The organism is Parahaemophilus parainfluenzae (assembly GCF_001053575.1).
Taxonomy (GTDB): Bacteria; Pseudomonadota; Gammaproteobacteria; order Enterobacterales; family Pasteurellaceae; genus Haemophilus_D; species Haemophilus_D parainfluenzae_S.
The window spans coordinates 121686-144542 of the sequence record NZ_JVSL01000037.1 but is presented as its reverse complement, the minus strand read 5'-3'; the positions used below and the strand labels follow the sequence as shown (position 1 = coordinate 144542).

The 22857-nt window shown below is 38.2% G+C and carries 21 protein-coding genes; 9 read left to right on the top strand and 12 right to left on the bottom strand.

Going from position 1 to position 22857, the window contains the following annotated elements; all coding sequences use genetic code 11:
- Window positions 1-24: 24 nt before the first annotated feature.
- The 5 genes from AC979_RS08220 to AC979_RS08200 form a co-directional block, all read right to left on the bottom strand.
- Complete coding sequence (locus AC979_RS08220; protein ID WP_049365085.1) at window positions 25-1239, bottom strand: aromatic amino acid transporter; 1215 nt, start codon at window positions 1237-1239, stop codon at window positions 25-27.
- Window positions 1240-1402: 163 nt separating this feature from the next.
- Complete coding sequence (locus tag AC979_RS08215) at window positions 1403-2779, bottom strand: tyrosine phenol-lyase (RefSeq protein WP_049365086.1); 1377 nt, start codon at window positions 2777-2779, stop codon at window positions 1403-1405.
- A gap of 511 nt (window positions 2780-3290) precedes the next feature.
- The gene (locus AC979_RS08210) at window positions 3291-3803 is read right to left on the bottom strand and encodes a hypothetical protein (RefSeq protein ID WP_049370041.1); all 513 of its coding nucleotides are present in this window, start codon (window positions 3801-3803) and stop codon (window positions 3291-3293) included.
- Complete coding sequence (locus AC979_RS08205) at window positions 3793-4035, bottom strand: hypothetical protein (RefSeq protein ID WP_049370040.1); 243 nt, start codon at window positions 4033-4035, stop codon at window positions 3793-3795. The genes AC979_RS08210 and AC979_RS08205 overlap by 11 nt, the downstream gene beginning before the upstream one ends.
- Window positions 4036-4093: 58 nt before the next feature.
- Window positions 4094-4546, bottom strand: coding sequence for a hypothetical protein (locus tag AC979_RS08200; protein WP_049370039.1), 453 nt, complete (start codon window positions 4544-4546; stop codon window positions 4094-4096).
- 234 nt (window positions 4547-4780) lie between these two features.
- Between AC979_RS08200 and AC979_RS08195 the strand changes: the two genes are divergently transcribed.
- A complete protein-coding gene (locus AC979_RS08195; protein ID WP_049373789.1) occupies window positions 4781-5083 on the top strand; it encodes a hypothetical protein in 303 nt (100 codons plus the stop codon).
- Window positions 5084-5170: 87 nt separating this feature from the next.
- On the opposite strand, the gene AC979_RS08190 is transcribed toward AC979_RS08195, so the two are convergent.
- The 5 genes from AC979_RS08190 to rimO form a co-directional block, all read right to left on the bottom strand.
- Window positions 5171-6625: a DASS family sodium-coupled anion symporter gene (locus AC979_RS08190; protein ID WP_049373788.1), complete on the bottom strand. Its 1455-nt coding sequence runs from the start codon at window positions 6623-6625 to the stop codon at window positions 5171-5173.
- A 170-nt stretch (window positions 6626-6795) separates the two neighbouring features.
- Window positions 6796-7731, bottom strand: coding sequence for an alpha/beta fold hydrolase (locus AC979_RS08185; protein ID WP_049373787.1), 936 nt, complete (start codon window positions 7729-7731; stop codon window positions 6796-6798).
- 53 nt (window positions 7732-7784) lie between these two features.
- Entirely contained in the window at window positions 7785-8900 is a 1116-nt protein-coding gene (gene asd, locus AC979_RS08180; RefSeq protein ID WP_049373786.1) for an aspartate-semialdehyde dehydrogenase, read from the bottom strand.
- A 138-nt stretch (window positions 8901-9038) separates the two neighbouring features.
- Window positions 9039-11057: a UDP-glucose:protein N-beta-glucosyltransferase gene (locus AC979_RS08175; protein ID WP_049373785.1), complete on the bottom strand. Its 2019-nt coding sequence runs from the start codon at window positions 11055-11057 to the stop codon at window positions 9039-9041.
- A 39-nt stretch (window positions 11058-11096) separates the two neighbouring features.
- Window positions 11097-12434: a 30S ribosomal protein S12 methylthiotransferase RimO gene (rimO, locus tag AC979_RS08170; RefSeq protein ID WP_049373784.1), complete on the bottom strand. Its 1338-nt coding sequence runs from the start codon at window positions 12432-12434 to the stop codon at window positions 11097-11099.
- A 164-nt stretch (window positions 12435-12598) separates the two neighbouring features.
- On the opposite strand from rimO, the gene AC979_RS08165 reads away from it, so the two are divergent.
- Window positions 12599-13315 (top strand): MgtC/SapB family protein, encoded by a 717-nt coding sequence (locus AC979_RS08165; protein ID WP_049364256.1) that lies wholly within the window; start codon window positions 12599-12601, stop codon window positions 13313-13315.
- 84 nt (window positions 13316-13399) lie between these two features.
- Window positions 13400-15982: a DNA mismatch repair protein MutS gene (mutS, locus tag AC979_RS08160; protein WP_049373783.1), complete on the top strand. Its 2583-nt coding sequence runs from the start codon at window positions 13400-13402 to the stop codon at window positions 15980-15982.
- Window positions 15983-16041: 59 nt separating this feature from the next.
- On the opposite strand, the gene glpX is transcribed toward mutS, so the two are convergent.
- A complete protein-coding gene (gene glpX / locus AC979_RS08155) occupies window positions 16042-17055 on the bottom strand; it encodes a class II fructose-bisphosphatase (protein WP_049373782.1) in 1014 nt (337 codons plus the stop codon).
- Between the two features lie 143 nt (window positions 17056-17198).
- Between glpX and AC979_RS08150 the strand changes: the two genes are divergently transcribed.
- The 3 genes from AC979_RS08150 to mnmG all read left to right on the top strand — a co-directional run bounded on the left by AC979_RS08150 (window position 17199) and on the right by mnmG (window position 20225).
- Window positions 17199-17417, top strand: a complete 219-nt coding sequence (locus tag AC979_RS08150; protein ID WP_049370030.1) for a cell division protein ZapB — start codon at window positions 17199-17201, stop codon at window positions 17415-17417.
- A 51-nt stretch (window positions 17418-17468) separates the two neighbouring features.
- Window positions 17469-17906: an FMN-binding protein MioC gene (gene mioC / locus AC979_RS08145; protein WP_049373781.1), complete on the top strand. Its 438-nt coding sequence runs from the start codon at window positions 17469-17471 to the stop codon at window positions 17904-17906.
- A 429-nt stretch (window positions 17907-18335) separates the two neighbouring features.
- Window positions 18336-20225, top strand: a complete 1890-nt coding sequence (gene mnmG, locus AC979_RS08140) for a tRNA uridine-5-carboxymethylaminomethyl(34) synthesis enzyme MnmG (RefSeq protein WP_049373780.1) — start codon at window positions 18336-18338, stop codon at window positions 20223-20225.
- 68 nt (window positions 20226-20293) lie between these two features.
- Here the strand turns inward: mnmG and AC979_RS08135 are convergent, their stop codons facing one another.
- Window positions 20294-21145, bottom strand: coding sequence for an SDR family oxidoreductase (locus tag AC979_RS08135; RefSeq protein WP_049373779.1), 852 nt, complete (start codon window positions 21143-21145; stop codon window positions 20294-20296).
- Window positions 21146-21311: 166 nt separating this feature from the next.
- Here AC979_RS08135 and AC979_RS08130 point away from each other — a divergent pair, with 166 nt between their 5' ends.
- The 3 genes from AC979_RS08130 (at window position 21312) to AC979_RS08120 (ending at window position 22854) form a co-directional block, all read left to right on the top strand.
- Window positions 21312-21668, top strand: a complete 357-nt coding sequence (locus AC979_RS08130) for a winged helix-turn-helix transcriptional regulator (RefSeq protein ID WP_049373778.1) — start codon at window positions 21312-21314, stop codon at window positions 21666-21668.
- Window positions 21669-21727: 59 nt separating this feature from the next.
- On the top strand, window positions 21728-22339 hold the full coding sequence (gene rsmG, locus AC979_RS08125) for a 16S rRNA (guanine(527)-N(7))-methyltransferase RsmG (protein WP_049373777.1): 612 nt from the start codon (window positions 21728-21730) through the stop codon (window positions 22337-22339).
- A 140-nt stretch (window positions 22340-22479) separates the two neighbouring features.
- Entirely contained in the window at window positions 22480-22854 is a 375-nt protein-coding gene (locus AC979_RS08120) for an ATP synthase subunit I (protein ID WP_049373776.1), read from the top strand.
- The last annotated feature ends 3 nt before the right edge of the window (window positions 22855-22857 follow it).

The following is a 22857-nucleotide window of genomic DNA, read 5'->3' as shown; positions in this document are numbered from 1 at the left end:
CACTTTTTTATCTTAATCGTGTTATTAGCCCACTACTTCAGGCAATATACCTAATTTAATTAGGAATGGGATACTCACGATAATAATCCCTAGAATTGAGACAAAGAGTAGGACCCCTGAACCACCCGGCACACGATAAGGTAAGTTTGGATGTTGATGGCGAGCTTTCCAAACCAATGCTGCTGGCAATACCACTGCATAGAAAGCAAACATTTGTCCTGCATAACCTAATGCAAGGATGAAACCTTCTGGATAGAAGAATGCAAAGAGCAATGGCGGAAGGAAGGTTAAAAAACCTAAACTTAAACGGTTTGCAGAAAAATTGAATACACGTTTTAACAAGTCGTCAATACATTCTAGTAAACCGAGTGCGACCCCTAAGAATGAGGTAATCAGTGCTAAGGCAGAGAAGATTTTCACGACAGCCGCAATAATGGTGCTGCCTGTAATCACTCGAACGGCTTCAATCAATCCATTTAATGTTGGATCTTGATTAAGGATTTCTAAGAATCGGCTTTGACTTAACACGCCATGAGTAGAAAATTGCCATAAAAGATAACCCACTAATGTGATTGCAGAGCCCACAATAATAGAAAATCTTAAGGCTTTTACATCACCTTCTAAGTATTTATTTAAGCAAGGAATTGAGCCGTGGAAACCAAAAGCGGTAAAGAAAACCGGGCTAGCCGAAATCAATAGCGCTTTATCAATTGGCATGGCCATTAAGTTATCGATTTTAATTTCTGGAATCATCAATCCAAGCACAATAAATAAAGCCGCAATCATCGCGATAAATAAGAAACGATTTAAGGCATCCACAAAGCTTGTGCCAATTGCTACGAAGATACCAAAGAAGATCGTAAATGCCAGGATAGAACCTTTCATTTTGAGATCAGGCGTCGCAAAATCAGGTAAAGTTGAAGCAAGAATTGCACCACCACCGGTTACATAGGCGGAAAGTAATGCATAAAGGAAAATCATTAATACGCTAGTTGCGACAATTCGTCCTGGTCGACCAAAATACTGTGCGGCAAGCGTGCCAATACCAGCATCATGTTCAGCAGTTTGGTAAACCTCAACAAATAATAATGCGCTATAGGTGAGCAGAATCCATAAAAGAACAAGTAGAACAACTGTAAACGTGAAACCTATTCCTGCAGAGGTGAGAGGCATGGCAAGCATCCCTGCCCCAATCATCGTCCCTGAGGTAATCAAGGTACTTCCCAATGTTTTGTTCATAAGTTTTCTCCTTTCCGATTATCGTAGAAAGGCTAGTCACTTCCTTATTTGACAATACATCAAACCACAATGTCATTAGAATGTTTTCGCATTTTTCTCATTAACCAAATATTTTTTAGATACAAAAAGCCCTTACCCCGTTACTGAGGTAAGGGCGGTAGGCCTATTTTTGTTCAAAACGTGCAGTGAAGAAACGTAATTGTTTTGGTTCATACACGAAACGAAGCCCTTTAATATCCTCTTTATGTTTGAATAAGTGGATAATACCATCAGCAACTAAATCCATGTGTGCATAGGTGTAAACACGACGCGGAATAGTAATACGTACAGTTTCAAGTTTTGGATGATGGTTTTCGCCAGTTTTGATATCACGACCAGCTGAAATAATACCACGTTCCATTGTACGCACACCGCATTCAACATAGATTGCTGCCGCTAATGCTTGTGCTGGGAAGTCTTCTTCTTGTTTCAAATGTGGACAGAAACGACGTGCATCTAAGAACACCGCATGACCACCAATTGGTTCTACAATCGGTACACCCGCTGCTTTTAATTTTTCACCGAGGTAACGTACTTGTTTAACACGGTGTTCAATGTACTCTTCCTGAGTTGCTTCTTTCAAACCGATCGCCATCGCTTCCATATCACGACCAGCCATACCACCGTAAGACGGCATACCTTCGAACACAACAACCAATTCTTTCGCTTTCATGAACAATTCTTCATCATTCATACATAAGAAACCACCGATATTGGTTAAGCAGTCTTTTTTACCACTCATTGTACAACCATCTGCATAGCTGAACATTTCTTGAACGATAGATTTGATTGAACGATCTTGATAGCCTGGTTCTTGTTCTTTAATGAAATAAGCATTTTCAATACAACGAGTTGCATCGTAGAACACTTTAATGCCGTGTTTTGCGGTTAATTCACGAACAGCTTTCATGTTTGCGATAGAAACCGGTTGACCACCAGCTAAGTTTACTGTTACCGCCAAGCACACATAAGCAATATTTTCAGCGCCTTTTTCGTTAATTAATTTTTCTAATTTTTTAACATCAATATCGCCTTTAAATGGCACATCTAATGTCGCATCATGCGCTTCATCACGAATAATATCGTAGAAAATACCGCCATTGGCTTCTTGGTGGAAACGTGTAGTGGTGAAATACATATTACCTGGTACGTATTGACCCGGTTTAATCGCGATACGAGAAAGAATATTTTCAGCACCACGACCTTGGTGAGTTGGCACAATATGTTTGAAACCAAATAAGTCTTGAACCGTTTCTTGTAAATGATAGAAGTTGCGGCTACCTGCATAAGCTTCATCACCCATCATAATACCGGCCCATTGACGGTCACTCATTGCATTTGTACCACTATCGGTTAAAAGGTCGATATAAACATCTTTTGAATCAAGTAAGAAGGTATTGAAGCCTGCCGCTTTCATTGCTTTTTCACGTTCTGCTTTTGGTAAGATTGAAACAGGTTCAACACTTTTAATACGGAACGGTTCTGCTGGATAGTATGCCATAATAAATCTCCTATTATGTTAGGTTTAAAGTCCATGATTATTAACCCGCTACTAAAAACATCTATCATCGAGTTGCAAGCATAGTACTGAATTTTTTTCTGCAATACTGTGATCAAAGTCACAAATCAATAAAATTTTATCAAATTTATAGAAAATTATTTTTATTTGATAATTTTATATCAAAAATCATAAACATACTGATTATTAGAGCAATTAAACAAGCGAGTTGGACTAACCAGTTTTCTCAATAGGACAAGCAGATATGGGAATGGTGTTGTAGGCGGGATTGCTATGAGAGGGCAATATTTCGACAAAAGAAGCATCAAAAATACAAAAAAGTGCGGTCAGTTTTTGAGGGGTTTTAAAACTCTTTGAAAATTGACCGCACTTAAATTATCAATACTTCAATAACTTCTTCAGATGTATAGTTTTTTAGATAGATACAAGCACGCGTCAGGAGACACGCCTATCTGGGAGTGCCAATAATAAATTATTCACATACTCCACCTTACTAAAAATCCCCCTCTTCTATAACCTCAATAGCACCACATCCTATAAATAACCATCTTAATGTTCCCGATAAAAATGGATCATCTAGAACTTTAGTTGCAAATAAAAAGTGGTCTTCATCTAAAATAGTTGCTCCCCACCAAAACCAGCTTCTATCTATAGGATCCATAAGAAATATCCAGTTATCAAAAGTCCAATCGTCCTCTCTTTTTCTACAAAAAAAACCAAAAATATCAAAACGGCTTTTAACTTTTTTAAAACCATTAATAAATTTTATTGGTAATATTTTTTTCCAAGCTTCTACATCGTCCCATTTAGACTTAGTATATAAATCATATTGATAATTGACCTTTAATAACACATCTCTTGCTAATCTCATTACCTCATTGGCATTACCATTGCACCTAATAATAAAATTCATCCCTAAGCCCTCTTGATAAGTGGGAAGACCATTACTTTCAAGACGAAGCCTTTCTTCTAAGAGATGCCTAAAAAAAGCATCATTAATTCCCATTTCTTCCCCTTTTTTTCTTTATTTTATTAGCAATGTTTTTTTCTTCTTTTTTTAGATAGTTTCCAAAAGATATAACTAATATCATAGAAAAGAAGAAAAAATGGAATATATACTTTATAACAAATGAAATTTCTGCAGGATATCCTCTTAAATACATCATTATAGAAAGTAACACTGTCATAATAATTGAAGAAAAAAAAGCCTTTTTAAGAATAGCAAATATATTCATCATTACTTATTCTCCATTATTTTTGCTATCCTTCGTCGCATGAATCAAGGATTCATACATTCTATCTTGCCAAGTTAATAATATCATTGTAAAAGTCAATTATATCTTTTGTTTTTACTATCCATTCAGATATCTTAAAACCATCTTCATTTAAGACCTCTCGTTCATTTACATATTCATTGATTTTAGACGCATCAAATTCTGGGAAATCATCTACAAATATTATCTTATTTTGAACATAAGAATTTTCCCCATCATAATAAATAATCCATGCAGAAATAAAATTTAAAGATTCTGGCTTATGCATAGATGTAATAAGTACTGAATGTTTCTTTTTTTCTATCCCATCAGCTATGGATGTAGCCCAGCTCTTTTTATATTCTTCAATGCCCCAGTAGTCTATTGGAATATGCAATTCTTCTACATATTCACCCAAAGAGATCGAGGCCAAAACATGCATTCCATTTTCATTATTAATAGACACGCCTTTATCTTTAAAGAAAATACCAAACATTATTAATCCCTAACTTCAATTAGTTAAAATAGATTTTACAACATCTGACTGAATCACTAATTAAACCTCTCAACAATCATACCAAAAATTGCTCATTCTTAAACCAATTGAATAAGCCATTTGAACTAACTAATTTTCCACATAGTCAAAGCAATCGTAAAAGGAATGCTTTTACACGCCGGATTGCATAAGTGCTTAGGCAAGCAATCCCGACAAAAATAGAGGAGTAGATTTATGAAATCTAAATTGATGAAAGGGTTAGTGATTGTTGCATTAGCAGGAAGCTTAACCGCTTGTGAAATGGACAGACAACAACGTCATACTGCAACAGGTGCAGCAATCGGCGGCGTAGCCGGTGGTTTATTAGGTGGAGATATTGCCACAACACTCGGCGGCGCAGCATTAGGTGGTGTAATCGGTAGTCAAGTGAACAAAGGCGGAGACTACGATGACAGAGAATATCGCCATCATAAAAAACATAAAAGACATCATCACCACAGAAGACATCGTGATTGGGATGATGACTGGGATGATTAATTCAAAATACAGATAAAAACAACCGCACTTTTGAGATACAAATCAAAGTGCGGTCGTTTTTTAGGGATTTTTATGAATTAATAAGGATTACCACCAGCCAAGTAGTTTCATCCATAATCCACCCACACCGAACCAAATCACTAATGAGAGGATGGAAACAATAAAGCTCACGCCCCACCATTGACCGGTTGAGTTATAACCTGAACCGTATAATGCTGGGCCAGGACCACCAGCGTATTGCGTTAAACTCATGGATAATGTTGAGGTGTAACCTAAACCAATTGCAGCAATGATTGGTGGTGTACCCACTGCGATAGCCGCTGCCACGAAAGCGAGATACATTGCGGAAATATGCGCCATGGCTGAAGCAAAGAAATAGCGGGTATAGAAATACACCAGCACTAAAATAGTAAAGGCAACTGGCCAGCTGAAACCGCCCACAGATGAAGAAATGTGGGTGGAAATCCAAGTGATTGCACCGTATTTATTAAGTGCATTTGCCATCATTACCAATACCGCAAACCAGAACATCGTATCCCAAGCAGTGGTTTCTGCCACGATATTTTTCCAGCTCATAATATTGGTTAATAATAAAATCACTAAACCGATAAACGCTGAAATTGTTGCAGGGATATGGAAGACTAAATCACCCACCGTCCAAAGGAATAAAAGAAGGATAAAGTCTAGAGCAAGAATCCATTCTGCTTTACTCATTGGGCCCATGCTTTTTAATTCTTCACGTGCCATTTCTGCCATTTTAGGTGTATCTTTTAATTCTGGCGGATAAATTAAATACACGAAATAAGGTAAGACGATTAAGCTCACAACACCCGGCACGATTGCCCCTAAGAACCATGTCATCCAAGTGATTTCTACACCTTGGCTTTTCGCAAGTTCTGCAATTAACGGGTTACCCGCCATAGCGGTTAAGAACATGGTACAAATAATCGTATCGATTTGAGAGACAGCAATCGCTAAGAATGCACCTGCACGACGAGCGGTTGGACCTGGTTTGGACTCATACGCATCAGCAATAGATTGCATAATTGGGTACATAATACCGCCGCCACGCGCAGAAGCCGAAGGAATCCCTGGACCGATAACAACATCAGCCAACGCCATACCATAAGCCACGCCCATCATTTTTTTACCAAAACGACCAACGAAGTACAGCGCGATACGTTTACCTAAACCGGTTTTAATCACCGCTCGAGATAAAAACATAGCAATAGCAATCAACCAAATTGTGCCGTTTGCAAAGCCGGATAACATACCAACATCACCTTGTTTTGGCGAAATTGGTGTAAGCCCAGTTAATCCGCTGATCACCAAGGCAACTAGCGTTGCAGCACCCATAGGCATGGCTTTCGCGATAATAGCCACAATGGTTGCCACAAACAGCGCTAGCATTCCCCATGCTTTAGCGGATAAACCTTCTGGTGTCGGGATTAACCAAATCCCTAAACCAACGATGACGGCTATCAGCAGCCCCTGCCATTTAAAGCCAAGTTTGACTTCTACTGCTGGAATTTTACTTTCCATAGGATAACTCCTAGATAAATGAACAAAAAATAATTCATCACGGATAACGATCGTGACGCAATCGATTAAATAAGCGGTTATAAAGATACCACTTATTTAGTACGAGTAAAGATTTAAGCGATGTTTTTAATAAAATTTGATGAAAACTTGATGCAGATTAAAAAACAACTTTAAGAATGAAGAAATTGATTCACGCGTTCAAACACGGTTTTTCTCACGTTATCCTTTTCAAAAAGGATTTCATGTTTTGCTTGAGGTACAAGCATAGATTCGGCATGTGGAAAAAGTGCGGTCAATTTTTCAAGATTTTTGTTATCTACAATCTTTTCCTTTTCCGCTTGTAGGATAAGCACTGGTGTTTCCACTCTTGGGATGATTTTAGGGAGTGCTTTGATTGCATTTAAACATAAATGTACCCAGCGGAAAGTCGGGCCGCCTAAGTGAATAGCAGCGCGTTTTCGATTAACTCGGTTCATCCATTTCATTCGCGTTTTAGAATGGCTAAGTTCATTAAGGTTTAAATCTGCCGGTTTGTAATGTCCTTTACCAAAAACATAACGATGACCTTGACCAAATGCCATCATCGTTGCAATGATGAGTTCATCTCGTAATGGATGTTTCATGGGAACACCAAAGAAAGGCGAAGAAAGCACGGCCTTTTTAATCTGATGATCGTAATTAGCCAGATAATAAGTGGAAATCAAAGCGCCGAGGGAGTGGGCGAGAATATATTGGGCTTGATAAGCATAAAGTGCGGTCGTTTTTTCAATGATTTTTGCCATATCATCGGTATAAAAACGAAACTCATCTAAATGCCCTTTTTGAGGAATAATCCGCTGTGAATAGCCTTGTCCTCGATGATCAAAAAGCAAAACATCATAACCTTGTTGGTAAAAATCATAAGCCAGCTCAGTCCATTTGAGCATATTTTCTGCTCGACCATTCACCAAAATCATCAATTTTTTGACCGCACTTTCAGGCTGAACCAAATGACGATAAGCCAATTTGATATTTCGTTCGCCAGAAAGATATTGCGTCGGAAATTGCTCAAAAAAAGGCAATAACTCTGCAAGAGCAAATTGATGAAAATGAGGTTCTCTGATCATAATTTTCCAATGAAAAGGGCGTAGTGAATACGCCCTTTGTCGTGAAAGTAAACTTATGCCACCAATTGTTTTAAGATACGGCGAACTGGCTCTGCAGCACCCCATAATAATTGGTCACCTACAGTGAATGCCGCTAAGTATTCTGGACCCATTGCCAATTTACGTAAACGACCAACTGGTACGCTTAATGTACCTGTTACTTTAGCTGGGGTTAATTCACGTAATGTGGTTTCTTTGTCGTTTGGAATTACTTTCACCCATTCATTGTGAGACGCTAAAATTTGTTCGATTTCTTCTAACGGTAAGTCTTTTTTCAGTTTGATGGTGAACGCTTGGCTATGACAACGTAATGCACCGATACGTACGCATAAACCATCAACAGGAATTGGGTTGTCACTTAAACCTAAGATTTTGTTGGTTTCTGCATAACCTTTCCATTCTTCTTTAGTTTGTCCAGTTTCAGGAAGAAGTTTGTCAATCCAAGGGATTAAGCTACCACCTAATGCTGCACCGAAGTTATCCGTTGGGAAGCTATCAGAACGCATTTCTGCTGTCACTTTACGTTCAATATCTAAAATTGACGAAGCAGGGTCTTTTAATTCACTTGAAACTGCTTGTTCTAATAAGCCCATTTGTGAAATCAATTCACGCATATTTTTTGCGCCCGCACCTGAAGCCGCTTGGTAAGTTGCGACAGATACCCATTCCACTAAATCTTTTTCAAATAAACCACCGATAGCCATCAACATTAAGCTTACGGTACAGTTACCACCTACGAAAGTTTTAATGCCTTTTTTCAAGCCTTCAGAAATCACGTGTTGGTTTACTGGATCAAGCACAATAATTGCATCATCTTTCATACGTAGCGCTGAAGCAGCATCAACCCAATAACCATTCCAACCTGTTGCTTTTAATTTTGGATAAACTTCATTGGTATAGTCGCCACCTTGACAGGTCACGATAATGTCTAATTTTTTAAGTTCTTCAATGTCGAATGCATTTTTAAGCTCACCTGCCTCTTTGCCTGCAAATACAGGGGCTTTTTGACCTGCTTGAGAAGTGGTGAAGAAAACTGGATTAATATTGGCAAAATCTTGCTCTTGCACCATACGATCCATTAATACGGAACCGACCATTCCGCGCCAACCGATAAAACCGACGTTTTTCATGAGTTTTTCCTTATTTTATGTTGTGTTGAATGGGTCTATTAATTACAGGCTTTATGCTACAAAATCAAGTTTTTTTAAAAAAAATGAGACTTTGTTTAATTTTTCTCAATAAAAAATCCCCTTTCGGGGATTTATTGATTATTTATCTGCTTTTTTCGTGGTTTTCTTTACCGTTTTTTTCGGCTCAGATTTACCTTCAGATTTGACCGCACTTTTCTTTGTCGTGGTAGACTTTGTAGTCTTCTCTTTTGTCGTTGCGGATTTAGTCGCTTTTTTCTTTGGCTTTTCAGCTAAATTTGCTGCTTTCCATTCCTCAAATTTTTCAAGTAACACTTTACCCATTGGGCTTGGATCGCCTGTAAATAAGGTTTGTAAGCCGTTATTTTCAATGATATGACGACGAAGTGCTAAACGTTCTTGATGATTTTCTGCTAAACGAATTGCACGTTCAACATATTCATCTACCGTATTTGCAATTAACCATTCCGGTAAACCTAAACGTTTGAATAAACCTTCATCAATATGTTCATGAACTTCTGCACCGGTTTTGCATACACCCACTAAACCTAATGTCACCATATCAATAATGCCATTCGTGTTACCGAATGGGAATGGGTTTACCATCATATCGCAGTTATGCAAAATACGAAGATATTGATCATAAGGCGCATGTGGATGAGCTGTCGCATCATTGCCTAAATAAGATTTAATAAAACGCTCAACATAAGGATGGGTCACACCACTGGATTGACCTAAAGCAAAGTGGAAATGCACTTTAACATTCGCACGATCACGAATAGCCTTTAATGCTGCTAAGAAATATGGGTTAAGCTTCATTGTGGTAGAAGCAATACCAATATTCACCACTTCAGGATTTTCACGTAAGCGATATTCTACGTGTTGCGGTGCAAGCGCTGAAGGCACATAAGGTAAGGCATCTTTTGGTAAACGCAATAATTGCTCACTGAAGCATTTTTCAGACCCCACATAATCATCTTCTACGATCACATATTCAATAAAATCAGAATGCGTCGTCGCTGGATGGCCTAAAGCAATCACTTGAACCGGTGCAAGACGCGTATTACTTGCAAAAATGGTGGTTAAATCCATCCCAATACTTGGCATATAAAGAACAGCTGCACCATTTTTTTCACAAATCTCTTTTAATTCATTCAATTTACTAAAAATATTATCGCCTTTTAATAAATGGAATTCATCAAACACCGCTTGGCCTGCTGCATCTACAGCTTCATTACCCACACCAATTAAATGAAAACGCTCACGTGCAGCAATCATTGAAGTGGAATGTGTACGATAAATTGAATGGGATGAATGGAAATGCTCCAATAATACGACCATGACAGGTTTGCCATCACGTTCACCTAATTTAGTGACATCGCGATCTGTCCATCCACCTTGCAATAAATGACGGCGAATAACTTGGTTTAATGCTTTTTTCACCCAATGTTTATTTTCAGCAATATCGTAGCTGCAATGCATATATACATCGTGTGAAATTGCACTCGGCACATTATTTAAGTTTTTAATCGTCGCTAATTTTTCAGGGAACCATTGTAAAAGCGTACCACGCTTAGAGAACGCTTGATCGGTACCGATAAAACGAGGTGATTGCAATGCAAAACAAAGGGATGCACATAATTCAGGGTCTAAATTCCATAAAGCATCAAGATTAACATTCACATTAGATTCTGGCAGATAGAAAATACAGAATTTAATTAATGATGATCTCGTATTATCTAAATGAAAATCAGATAAATTGGTTTTATCTGGATTGCGGTTATAAGCTTGTAAAACATGATCCGCATTTACAAATGGCGATGATGCGAAAATCATGTTAATCCAACGTTGTAAGGTAAAGAAACGTTGCGCCCCACCTTCAGAAATATCTAATTTAGGATCAGAAAATAGCTCGCTCATTGCTACCGCTACACGGGTACAAAAATGCTTAATTTTATCTTGTACTAATTCATCATTTAATTGGCTAGGATAATCAATTTCAATGCCTTCAATACCACCAAAATTAGTATCAATTTTGCTTAAAATATCGAGCAATTCTACGCAAGCTGCTTCATAATTTTTTGCCGCAACTTCTTGTTCAAAACGGATAACACTTGGTTGTTTTTGTGCTTCTGCCATTTCTAAATTCCTTTGGTAAAAAATAAATAAAATTAATAATTAACAGGTTCCCCACAGATCATATTCATCTGAATGAGTAATGGTTACTTTAATAAATTCGCCTACTTTCACAGGCACGCCACTTAGATTTCCAATATAAACTAAGCCATCAACTTCGGGTGCATCGGCTTTTGTACGGCCGATAATACCTTCGTCATCAATTTCATCCACAATTACATCAAGCGTTTGGCCAATTTTTTGTTTTAATCGTTCAGCCGAAATTTCTTGTTGTAACTGCATAAAGCGGTGGAAACGTTCTTCTTTTACATCTTCAGGCACTTGGTCAGCCATTTCAGTTGCAGGTGCGCCTTCTACTGGGCTAAATTTGAAACAGCCCACGCGATCAAGTTGTGCTTCTTTTAAGAAATCCAATAACATTTGGAAGTCTTCTTCTGTTTCACCTGGGAAACCTACGATGAAAGTTGAACGCAAGGTTAAATTTGGACAAATCTCACGCCATTGTTTGATACGCTCTAAAGTGCGGTCAATTTTTCCTGGTCTTTTCATCGCTTTTAAAATTTTTGGACTCGCATGTTGCAATGGAATATCCAAATAAGGCAACAATAAACCTTCCGCCATTAATGGAATTAAATCATCCACATGCGGATAAGGATAAACATAATGCAAACGCACCCAAATGCCTAATTTACCAAGCTGTTTACACAAGGTCATTAAGTCATTTTTAATTGGCATACCATTCCAGAAAGCGGTTTTCACGCCACCTTCTTTGCGTTGTGTATCCATCGCATAAGCAGAAGTATCTTGTGAAACAACCAATAACTCTTTTACGCCCGCATCAGCAAGACGTTTTGCTTCATCCAATACTTGCGTAATAGAACGGCTTTCTAAATCCCCACGTAATGAAGGGATTATACAGAATGTACAACGGTGATCACAGCCTTCTGAGATTTTCAAATAAGCGTAGTGTTTTGGTGTTAATTTCACCCCTTGTTTTGGTACAAGGCTGGTGTAAGGATTATGCTCTGGTTTAGGAACGTACTTGTGTACTTGTGCCATTACTGTTTCATAACTATGTGGACCGCTCACTTCCAATACTTTCGGGTGAACTTGACGAATTTGATCTTCTTTCGCCCCTAAACAGCCAGTCACAATAACACGTCCATTTTCTTCCAGCGCCTCTCCAATGGCTTCTAGGGATTCCTGCACAGCACTATCAATAAAGCCGCAAGTATTCACAATAACCAAGTCCACATTTTCATAACTTGGCACAATGTTATATCCGTCAGTACGTAATTCAGTCAGAATACGTTCGGAATCCACTAAATTTTTAGGACAACCTAAACTTACAAAGCCAATATTCGGCGTTGATTTTTGCATAAATTTATTCTCAGCTATCATCATCTTTCAAAACTTTAGATTTTACTCAATTTCAAGCAGAAAGGCGATAAATTAAAGGTAAATTGATTGTAAATTTGCCCATTAAAGTCCTTTTTTCAGGTAGAATAACGCCCGTTTTTTATTTACTCATATTCATTATTAACATGGAAAATTCTTCTCTTTTTTCGACCGCTCTTGAACAGACGGCTTATTTACTTATCCTAGGGAAAATGCTACTTGCACTTGTACTTGGCGGGATTATTGGCTTAGAACGTGAACTTAAACACAAACCGGTTGGGGTAAAAACCTGCGCCATTATTGCGGTGACAACTTGTGTACTGACAATTGTATCCATTCAAGCTGCAGAGCATTATGCGCAAGTTTCAGATAACATTCGAACTGACCCTATGCGACTTGCTGCACAGGTAATCAGTGGCATTGGTTTCTTAGGTGCAGGGGTTATTTTGCACAAGAAAAATGATGCGATTTCAGGTTTAACCACTGCAGCAATTATCTGGGCTGCGGCGGCTATCGGTGTGGCAACAGGTGCTGGCTTTATTTTTGATGCGATTATTGCCACTTTAATGATTTTAATCGCTATCCGTATCAGTCCGATTGTACAACGTTATGTTCGTCGCAAAACCTATAAAAAACGTACTCGTTTAGCCATTCAACTGAGCTCCGCTAACGGCATCAGTAAAGTGACAGATTTATTGTTAAAACATGATTACCGCATTGAAAATATCTCAGTAAAAGACCAAGCTAGCGGCGAGGTTCGCTTGCAAGTCCGATGCTACAATATTGATAATGAAATGCTAAAAGATGTCTATACACTGTTAAAAACAGAAGATGAAGTACTGAGTGTGGATGTAGAAAATTAAAATCAGCTCAAAATAATACATTACTTCTATCGTAAAACCACTACTTGCTAGACAAAAAGTTAAATACCTAAACTGGATAACATCATGAATTTACAAGATAATTTCGAGCAGCATACGCCGATGATGCAGCAATATCTCAAGTTAAAAGCAGAAAATCCTGACATTTTGTTATTTTATCGAATGGGGGATTTTTATGAGCTTTTTTATGATGATGCAAAAAAAGCGGCAGCGTTGTTAGATATTTCTTTAACTAAACGTGGACAATCAGCAGGTAATCCCATTCCCATGGCGGGCGTGCCTTATCATGCGGTAGAAGGCTATTTAGCAAAATTAGTACAATTAGGTGAACCTGTAGCCATTTGTGAGCAAGTGGGTGATCCCGCCACATCAAAAGGACCGGTTGAGCGAAAAATTGTGCGAATTGTGACACCAGGTACAGTGAGTGATGAAGCCCTTTTACTAGAACGCCAAGACAACTTAATTGTAGCGGTTTATCAGGAAAAAGAAAAATTTGGTCTAGCCACATTAGACATGACATCTGGACGCTTCCAGCTTTGTGAACCTCATTCAAAAGAAGCCTTGCAAGCTGAATTACAGCGCATTAATCCCGTAGAATTACTTTATTGTGAAGATTTTGCCGAAATGGCCATTATCGAACCTTATAAAGGATTACGCCGTCGTCCTATTTGGGAATTTGAACTTAGTACGGCGATTTCAGAACTTAACCGTCAATTTGGTACGAAAGATTTACGTGCATTTGGTGTAGAAAAATCACCTCTTGGCTTGGCAGCAGCAGGCTGTTTATTGCAATATGCAAAAGAAACACAACGTGCTTCTCTGCCACACATTCAAAGCATCAGTGTCATTCAAAATAACGATAATATTCAATTAGATGCTGCAACACGCCGAAATTTAGAACTCACTCAAAACCTTGCGGGTGGCACAGAAAACACGCTGGCTTCGGTATTAGATAAATGTGTTACACCAATGGGTAGCCGTTTATTAAAACGTTGGATTCATCAACCTATCCGTCAAACAGACATTCTATTAAAACGCCAAAAAACGATTGGTGAAATTATTGAGCAAGACTTATATCACGAATTGCAGCCTTATTTGCAACAAGTAGGCGATATGGAACGTATTCTTGCCCGTGTAGCACTGCGTTCTGCACGTCCTCGCGATCTCACACGTTTACGTACTGCATTAGAACAAATTGAACCGATAAAATCGCTGATTCATACAAAAACATCATCAAATTTGACCGCACTTTCCGCGCAAATCGATGATTTTTCCGCGCAAATCGAGCTACTTCAAAAAGCAATTATTGAAACTCCTCCATTATTAATTCGCGATGGTGGCGTTATTGCTGAAGGCTATAATGCCGAATTAGATGAATGGCGAACCCTTTCAGCTGGTGCAACACAATATTTAGAAAATTTAGAACAACGCGAACGGGAAAGTACAGGTATTGATACCTTAAAAATTGGCTTTAATGCGGTGCATGGTTATTACATTCAAATTAGCCAAGGGCAAGCTCATAAAGCACCGATTCATTATGTTCGTCGTCAAACTTTAAAAAATGCCGAACGCTACATTATTCCTGAATTAAAAGAATATGAAGATAAGGTTTTAAAATCAAAAGGGGCGGCGCTTGCTTTAGAAAAGCAACTTTATGATGAATTATTTGATCTATTGTTGCCACATTTAGGTCAATTACAGTTAGCGAGCTTAGCATTGTCTGAATTGGATGTGTTAGTTAACCTCGCAGAACGAGCCGAAACCTTAAATTATGTAGCACCACAATTTAGCGATGAAATTGGCGTAAAAATTGAAAATGGTCGCCATCCTGTCGTGGAACAAGTCTTAAAAGACCCCTTTATTGCTAACCCTGTGAATCTCAATCAGCAACGTCATTTATTGATTATTACTGGCCCCAATATGGGCGGTAAAAGTACCTATATGCGTCAAACAGCTTTAATTACGTTGATGGCTTATATAGGCAGTTTTGTACCGGCTGATAGCGCGGTTATTGGGCAAATTGATCGTATTTTTACTCGAATTGGTGCCTCTGATGATTTAGCATCCGGTCGTTCTACATTTATGGTGGAAATGACAGAAATGGCGAATATTCTTCATCAAGCCACTTCACAAAGTTTAGTTCTGATTGATGAAATAGGACGAGGCACTTCTACTTATGATGGGCTTTCTTTAGCTTGGGCTTGTGCTGAATGGTTAGCGAAGAAAACTCGTTCACTTACGTTATTTGCGACCCATTATTTTGAACTCACCGCACTGCCAGAACAAATTGAAGGCATTGCCAATATTCATTTAGATGCGTTAGAACATAACAATACCATCGCCTTTATGCACGCGGTTCAAGACGGTGCAGCAAGTAAAAGTTATGGTCTTGCTGTTGCAGCGCTGGCTGGTGTACCTCAATCTGTCATTAAACTGGCGAAGCAAAAATTGCATCAGTTAGAAAAACTGTCAGCACAAAATGGTGATCAACAAATTCAACATTTAAGAGCGTTAAATCAACATCAAGGTGAATTGGCTTTTGAAGCGGAGCCTGATGCTTTACGCGAAGCCATTGAGCAGCTTGATCCCGATGAGTTAAGTCCAAAACAAGCCTTAGCCTATTTGTATCAATTGAAGAAAATGTTGTAAGAAATAAAAAAGAGCGGTCAAAAAATTAATTGTTTTTTATGACCGCTCTTTTATTTTCGCTAATTTCTTAAAATCTCATAGATTTCAGAATCTTTTCTATCAAGATAATGGATGGATTGGATTTTACGAATAGTGCGTGATTTACCACGGATTAATAAAGTTTCTGTGGTGGCCAAGTTACCACGACGAGAAATCCCTTTAAGTAATTCACCGTGCGTAATTCCCGTTGCAGCAAAAACAAGGTTATCATCACGTACTAAATCTTCTAATTTTAAGATTTCATTGACCTTCACGCCTAATGCTTCACAACGTTGAACTTCTTCAGCGGAAATTTTACGATTTTCTTCCGTATCGCCTTTCACTTCATTGCGCGGAATAAGACGAGCTTGCATATCTCCACCTAATGCACGAATTGCGGCAGCGGCAGCCACACCTTCAGGTGCACCGCCAATGCCATAAACCATATCGACTTCAGCATCCGGTAAACAGCATAAAACCGAAGCAGCCACATCACCATCCGGAATAGCCATCACGCGAATACCAAGATTATGCATTTGTTTAATCACTTCATCATGACGTGGTTTAGCGAGCACCATCACGGTTAAATCTGATAAAGATTTACCTAAACGAGAAGCCACACGGCGAAGGTTTTGTTCAATCGGTAAACTTAAATCAATCATGCCTTTTACTTCAGGACCCACGACTAATTTTTCCATATACATATCTGGCGCTTTTAAGAAGGTACGTTTACCACCAGCTGCCAACACAGAAATCGCATTTGATTGGCCCATTGCTGTCATTCGTGTGCCATCAATCGGATCAACCGCAATAGAAACAAGTTCACCATTACCTGATCCCACTTTTTCGCCAATATAAAGCATTGGTGCTTCGTCAATTTCCCCTTCACCAATCACTATTTCACCGTCCATATGGATTAAATTCAGCATATAACGCATGGCTTTGACTGCTGCCTCATCTGCCGCATTTTTATTACCACGACCAAGCCAAGTATAAGCTGCTAATGCTGCCGCTTCGGTTACTCTTGAAAATTCAATAGCTAATGCACGATTCATTTTTCTCTCCCAATGCAAAAAGTCTCGTTATTTTATCACTAAGCAAACGTTTGCATAATAAATTTTGACAAGAGGCTTTTAAAAATAGGATTAAGTCGGTAGAATAAAGCCGTTTCGGACTTATTTTAAAAAAGGAAATCACTATGTCTTTAGAAATTTTAGATCAGCTTGAAGAAAAAATTAGACAAGCAGTAGAAACCATTCAATTACTTCAACTTGAAGTAGAAGAATTAAAAGAACAAAAAAATCAATCTCAACAAGCGGTAGAAGCGTTGCAACATGAAAACGAGCAACTTAAAAATGAACACCGCAACTGGCAAGAACATATTCGTTCATTGTTGGGTAAATTCGACAACGTATAATGACTATAAAGGCTTAGAAAATCTAAGCCTTTTTTCTTATTAGGAAACAATATGAATATTTGCGTGATTTCAGGCAGCACATTAGGCGGCGCTGAATATGTGGCAGAGCATTTAGAAGAGGTGTTAAAAACACAAAATTTTTCTACCGCACTTTTCCACGGACCAGAACTTGATGATGTGATTGATGAAAATATTTGGTTGATTGTCACTTCAACACATGGTGCAGGTGAATTGCCTGATAATTTGAAACCACTCTTTGAACAAATTGCGGCATCAGATAAAGATTTATCTTCTCTCCGCTTTACCGTTGTAGGCTTAGGCAATTCAGATTACGATACATTCTGTCATGCCGTGAATAAAGTTGAAACACAATTAAGTGAAAAAAGTGCGGTCAAAATTTGCGACAGTTTAAAAATCGATGTCTTGCATGTTGATGATCAAGAACAATTTGCGGAAGATTGGCTACCACAATTTATCAATGCACTTTAGTCATAATAAAGCAATAATTTGAGTTATCGCTTTTTCTTTATCCATTATCCAAAAAAATCTCCTGTGGATAACTTTAATAAAACCTGTCAAAAACTTGTTCTTTTCCACTGAGTAAATATGATGATTGTTTTAACTGTGGATAAAATTAAAGGTTATCCACAAGAAAAAGCCTTCAAACTGACGACATTTCAACACAGTCTAAAACGATCTAACTTCTTCATTTAAAAAAGGAAAAGGATCTTATTCACAAAGTAAAAGGATCCTAATAGTAACAATAATAAGATCTTTATATATAAATAGATCTTATCTTTATTACCTCTCGATCTTATCTAATCACAGATTGAATTCTTGCTTTCAAGCACACGTAATTTTCAGTAGAATAGCGCCTATTTTTAGATCGAAGATCAAATTGAAGACGAAGAGAGAGATATGTTTTACACCGAAAATTATGATGTGATCGTTGTGGGTGGCGGTCATGCCGGTACAGAAGCCGCATTGGCTCCGGCACGCATGGGATTAAAAACCCTATTATTGACACATAATGTTGATACCCTTGGACAAATGTCATGTAACCCCGCTATTGGTGGTATTGGTAAAGGCCATTTAGTGAAAGAAGTAGATGCCATGGGCGGGTTAATGGCGCATGCTGCAGATAAGGCGGGGATTCAATTTCGTACTTTAAACAGCAGTAAAGGGCCTGCTGTACGTGCAACCCGAGCTCAAGCTGACCGCGTGTTATATCGTCAAGCCGTACGCATCGCACTAGAAAATCAACCAAATTTAGATATTTTTCAACAAGAAGTAACGGATATTTTAATTGAGCAAGATCGTGTTTGTGGTGTGGAAACCAAAATGGGACTTAAATTCCGTGCTAAATCGGTCATTTTAACTGCCGGTACTTTCTTAGCGGGTAAGATCCATATAGGTTTAGAACATTATGAAGGTGGCCGAGCTGGTGATCCGGCAGCTGTTACACTTTCTCATCGTTTACGTGATCTGAATTTACGTGTAGATCGTTTAAAAACCGGTACCCCACCGCGTATTGATGCACGCACGATCAATTTCGATATATTGGCTAAACAACATGGTGATGCCGTATTACCGGTATTTTCTTTTATGGGATCTGTGTCAGATCACCCTCAACAAATTCCTTGTTATATTACACACACTAATGAACAAACTCATGAAGTGATCCGTAATAACTTGGATCGCAGTCCAATGTATACCGGTGTGATTGAAGGAATCGGTCCACGTTATTGTCCATCCATTGAAGATAAAGTGATGCGTTTTGCGGATCGTAATTCACATCAAATCTATTTGGAACCAGAAGGCTTAACCAGTAATGAAGTGTATCCAAACGGGATCTCTACTAGTTTGCCGTTTGACGTACAAATGGGCATAGTGAATTCTATGAAAGGTTTGGAAAAAGCTCGCATTATTAAACCAGGTTATGCCATTGAATACGATTATTTTGATCCACGTGACTTAAAACCAACGTTAGAAACTAAATCAATTTCAGGTTTATTCTTTGCGGGTCAAATTAACGGTACAACCGGTTATGAAGAAGCGGCGGCACAAGGCTTATTGGCGGGGATTAATGCAGGTCTTTACGTGCAAGAGAAAGAGGCATGGTATCCACGTCGCGATCAATCTTATACTGGTGTATTAGTGGATGATCTTTGCACGCTTGGTACCAAAGAACCGTATCGTGTATTTACTTCTCGTGCGGAATACCGTTTGTTATTACGTGAAGACAATGCGGACATCCGTTTAACGCCAATTGCCCATGAATTAGGTTTGATTGATGAGGCTCGCTGGGCACGCTTTAATCAAAAAATGGAAAATATTGAACAGGAACGTCAACGCTTACGCAGCATTTGGTTGCATCCGCGTTCTGAATATTTAGAAGAAGCCAATAAAGTGCTTGGCAGCCCACTTGTGCGTGAAGCCAACGGTGAAGATTTATTACGCCGTCCGGAAATAACTTACGATATTTTGACTTCTTTAACTCCATACAAACCGGCAATGGAAGACCGAGAAGCCGTAGAACAAGTGGAAATTGCCATTAAGTATCAAGGCTATATTGAGCATCAACAAGAAGAAATTGAAAAACAAAAACGCCACGAAAATACAGCTATCCCGGCTAACTTTGATTACAGTAAAGTGTCTGGTTTATCTAATGAAGTACGTGCGAAGTTGGAACAACATCGTCCAGTTTCAATTGGTCAAGCCAGCCGAATTTCAGGTATAACTCCTGCGGCAATTTCAATTATTCTGGTGAATTTGAAAAAACAAGGTATGTTGAAACGCGGCGAATAATGTTTAAAAATGAAAAGTGCGGTTAAAACTAACCGCACTTTTTTATGATTAAATTTAAAGAACCATTATTAATGGGCGAGAGCTTGTTTCACTGCTACATCCAATCCTGCTGTTGGACGACCAAGCAATTTCTCAAGGGTTTTGTCTTCTGAGAATAATGCACCGTTTGATGCATCTACATCCCATTGTGCAATTAAGCCTGCAAATCCTTCATCTAATCCTGCTTGTACAAGTGCTGCGGCATAATCTGCTGCAGGAATATCCACGTAAGGGATATCTTTACCTGTTTGTTTGCTGATTTCTGCTGCAAGGTCGGCTAATGTCCAGCTGGTTGATCCGGCAAGTTCGTAAGTTTGGTTTTCATGACCTTCACTTAATGCGACGTTTACTGCTGCTTCAGCAAGTTCTGCACGAAGTACAGACGAAATTTTACCGTTTTTTGCTGAACCGTAGAAAGCATTGTTTGCTAATGCTGCCGGAATTGAAGCTGTGTAGTTTTCGGTGTACCAACCATTGCGTAAAATAGTGTAAGTAATACCCGAAGCTTTTAATGCTGCTTCAGTTTCAACGTGCTCACCGGCAAGGGATTTTACAGTATTATTGTTGGTCGCGCCGAGTAAACTGGTATAGATAATATGTTTCACACCCGCTTTTTTCGCTGATTCAATTACGTTGTTGTGTTGTACAAAACGCTGACCGATTTCATTACTTGATACTAAAATTAATGTATCTACGCCTTGTAATGCTTCTACTTGTCCTTCTGTTTTTGAATAATCAAATTTGCGAGCTTCTACACCTAAAATTTTTTCTGGAGAGCGTACAAGCGCAAGAACGTTTGCTTGTTTTGCTTTTAATAAGTCTAATGCGATTGCGCCAAATTGACCTGTTGCACCAGTAATTGCGATAGTTTTAGTTGTCATGATGTTTTCTTTCTCGTTAAGTTGAAATGATGTTTGAACATTTGATTGTTCGCTTGATGTGGCGTATTATATTTTAATACTTACTTTTGAGAAGTACTTACATAAACGTAAGTTTTGTAATTTTTTAAAAATAATTTTCAAATTGTTGATTTTTAAGGAATTAAAAATGGAAAAAAATTTAAATCGTGGGAACGTACTGGCTTCAGATTGCCCTTCTCGCCAAATTTTGCAACATTTAACCAGTCGTTGGGGCGCATTAGTGTTAGTGAGTTTACATTCTGGCACCAAGCGTTTTAGTGAACTTCGCCGTGCTATTGATGGCGTAAGCGAGCGTATGTTGACTAAAACCCTGCAGGAATTGGAGGCTGATGGTATGTTAATCCGTAAATCCTATAATACCGTGCCACCGCAAGTGGATTACACATTAACAGAATTTGGAACAGAGGCTTCTAATAAGATGTTTGAGTTAGTGGATTGGTTGGAAACAAATTTAGGGAATATTTTAGCAAGCCAGAAGAAATAATGTTTCAAGGTAGGTATTTTCAAGTAGAATGACGACAAACAGACAAGATAGATAGAAAAATGAAAGCAAAACTCGAAAATTTACTGACTCAAGCTGAAATTCAATTAACAGATCGACAAAAAGATCAACTTATCCAGTTAGTGCAATTACTCAATAAATGGAATAAAGCCTATAACTTAACCTCTGTGCGTGATCCACAGGAAATGTTAGTGAAACATATCTTGGATAGTATTGTTGTTAGTCCTTATTTACAAGGGGATCGTTTTATTGATGTAGGAACCGGTCCAGGCTTGCCAGGTCTGCCTCTAGCCATTATTAATCCTACCAAGCAATTTGTCTTGTTAGATAGTTTAGGTAAGCGTATTAGCTTTATTCGAAATGCAGTACGTGAGTTAGGACTAACAAATGTAGAACCTGTTCTTAGCCGCGTTGAGGAATACCAACCTGAACAAAAATTCGACGGTGTACTAAGTCGTGCATTTGCTTCGTTAAAAGATATGACAGATTGGTGTCATCATTTGCCAAAAGAAAATGGGTATTTTTATGCTTTGAAAGGCATTTATCACGAAGATGAAGTTCAAGAATTAGACAAAAAATTCGAAGTAAAAGACGTGATAACTTTACATGTCCCTGAGCTTGTAGGTGAACGACATTTAATCGTTTTACGATAAAACACACTTTTTTTGTGATGATTTTGTGAATATTTTTTTAAAAGTGTGATTTGTTTAACATTTTTTAGTGGTTTAAAAGTTGAAACTCTTTGTAGCACGGGTATAATTAGACAGTTTTTGTATTTTAAAAAAATAAGATAATGTCTAAGGTTTTAACACGGGCTAAAAATCGATATCAAAAGGCGATAATTGTTGAGTCGGTTTGTCTTGTTGTTTTTGGGGGATTCCTTGCAATTTGGCAAGGTGAAAGTGCGGTAGATTTTAGTTTAGGATTTATCAGTGCTTTTGTACCATTTTGTGCTTTTGCTTATATTGTTTTTTTTCGCAAACAAGATTTTTCAACAAAATTAACAGCATTTTATCGTGGTGAAGCGTTAAAGTTTATACTAACGATTGTGCTTGTGGGGGTGTCCTTTAAATGGCTTGCTATCTCTCATTTTATTTTGTTTTTTGTTGGTTTTTTTACAGCATTAGCGTTGAATAATGTTATTCCGTTTTTGTTAAATAGATCTTAATTT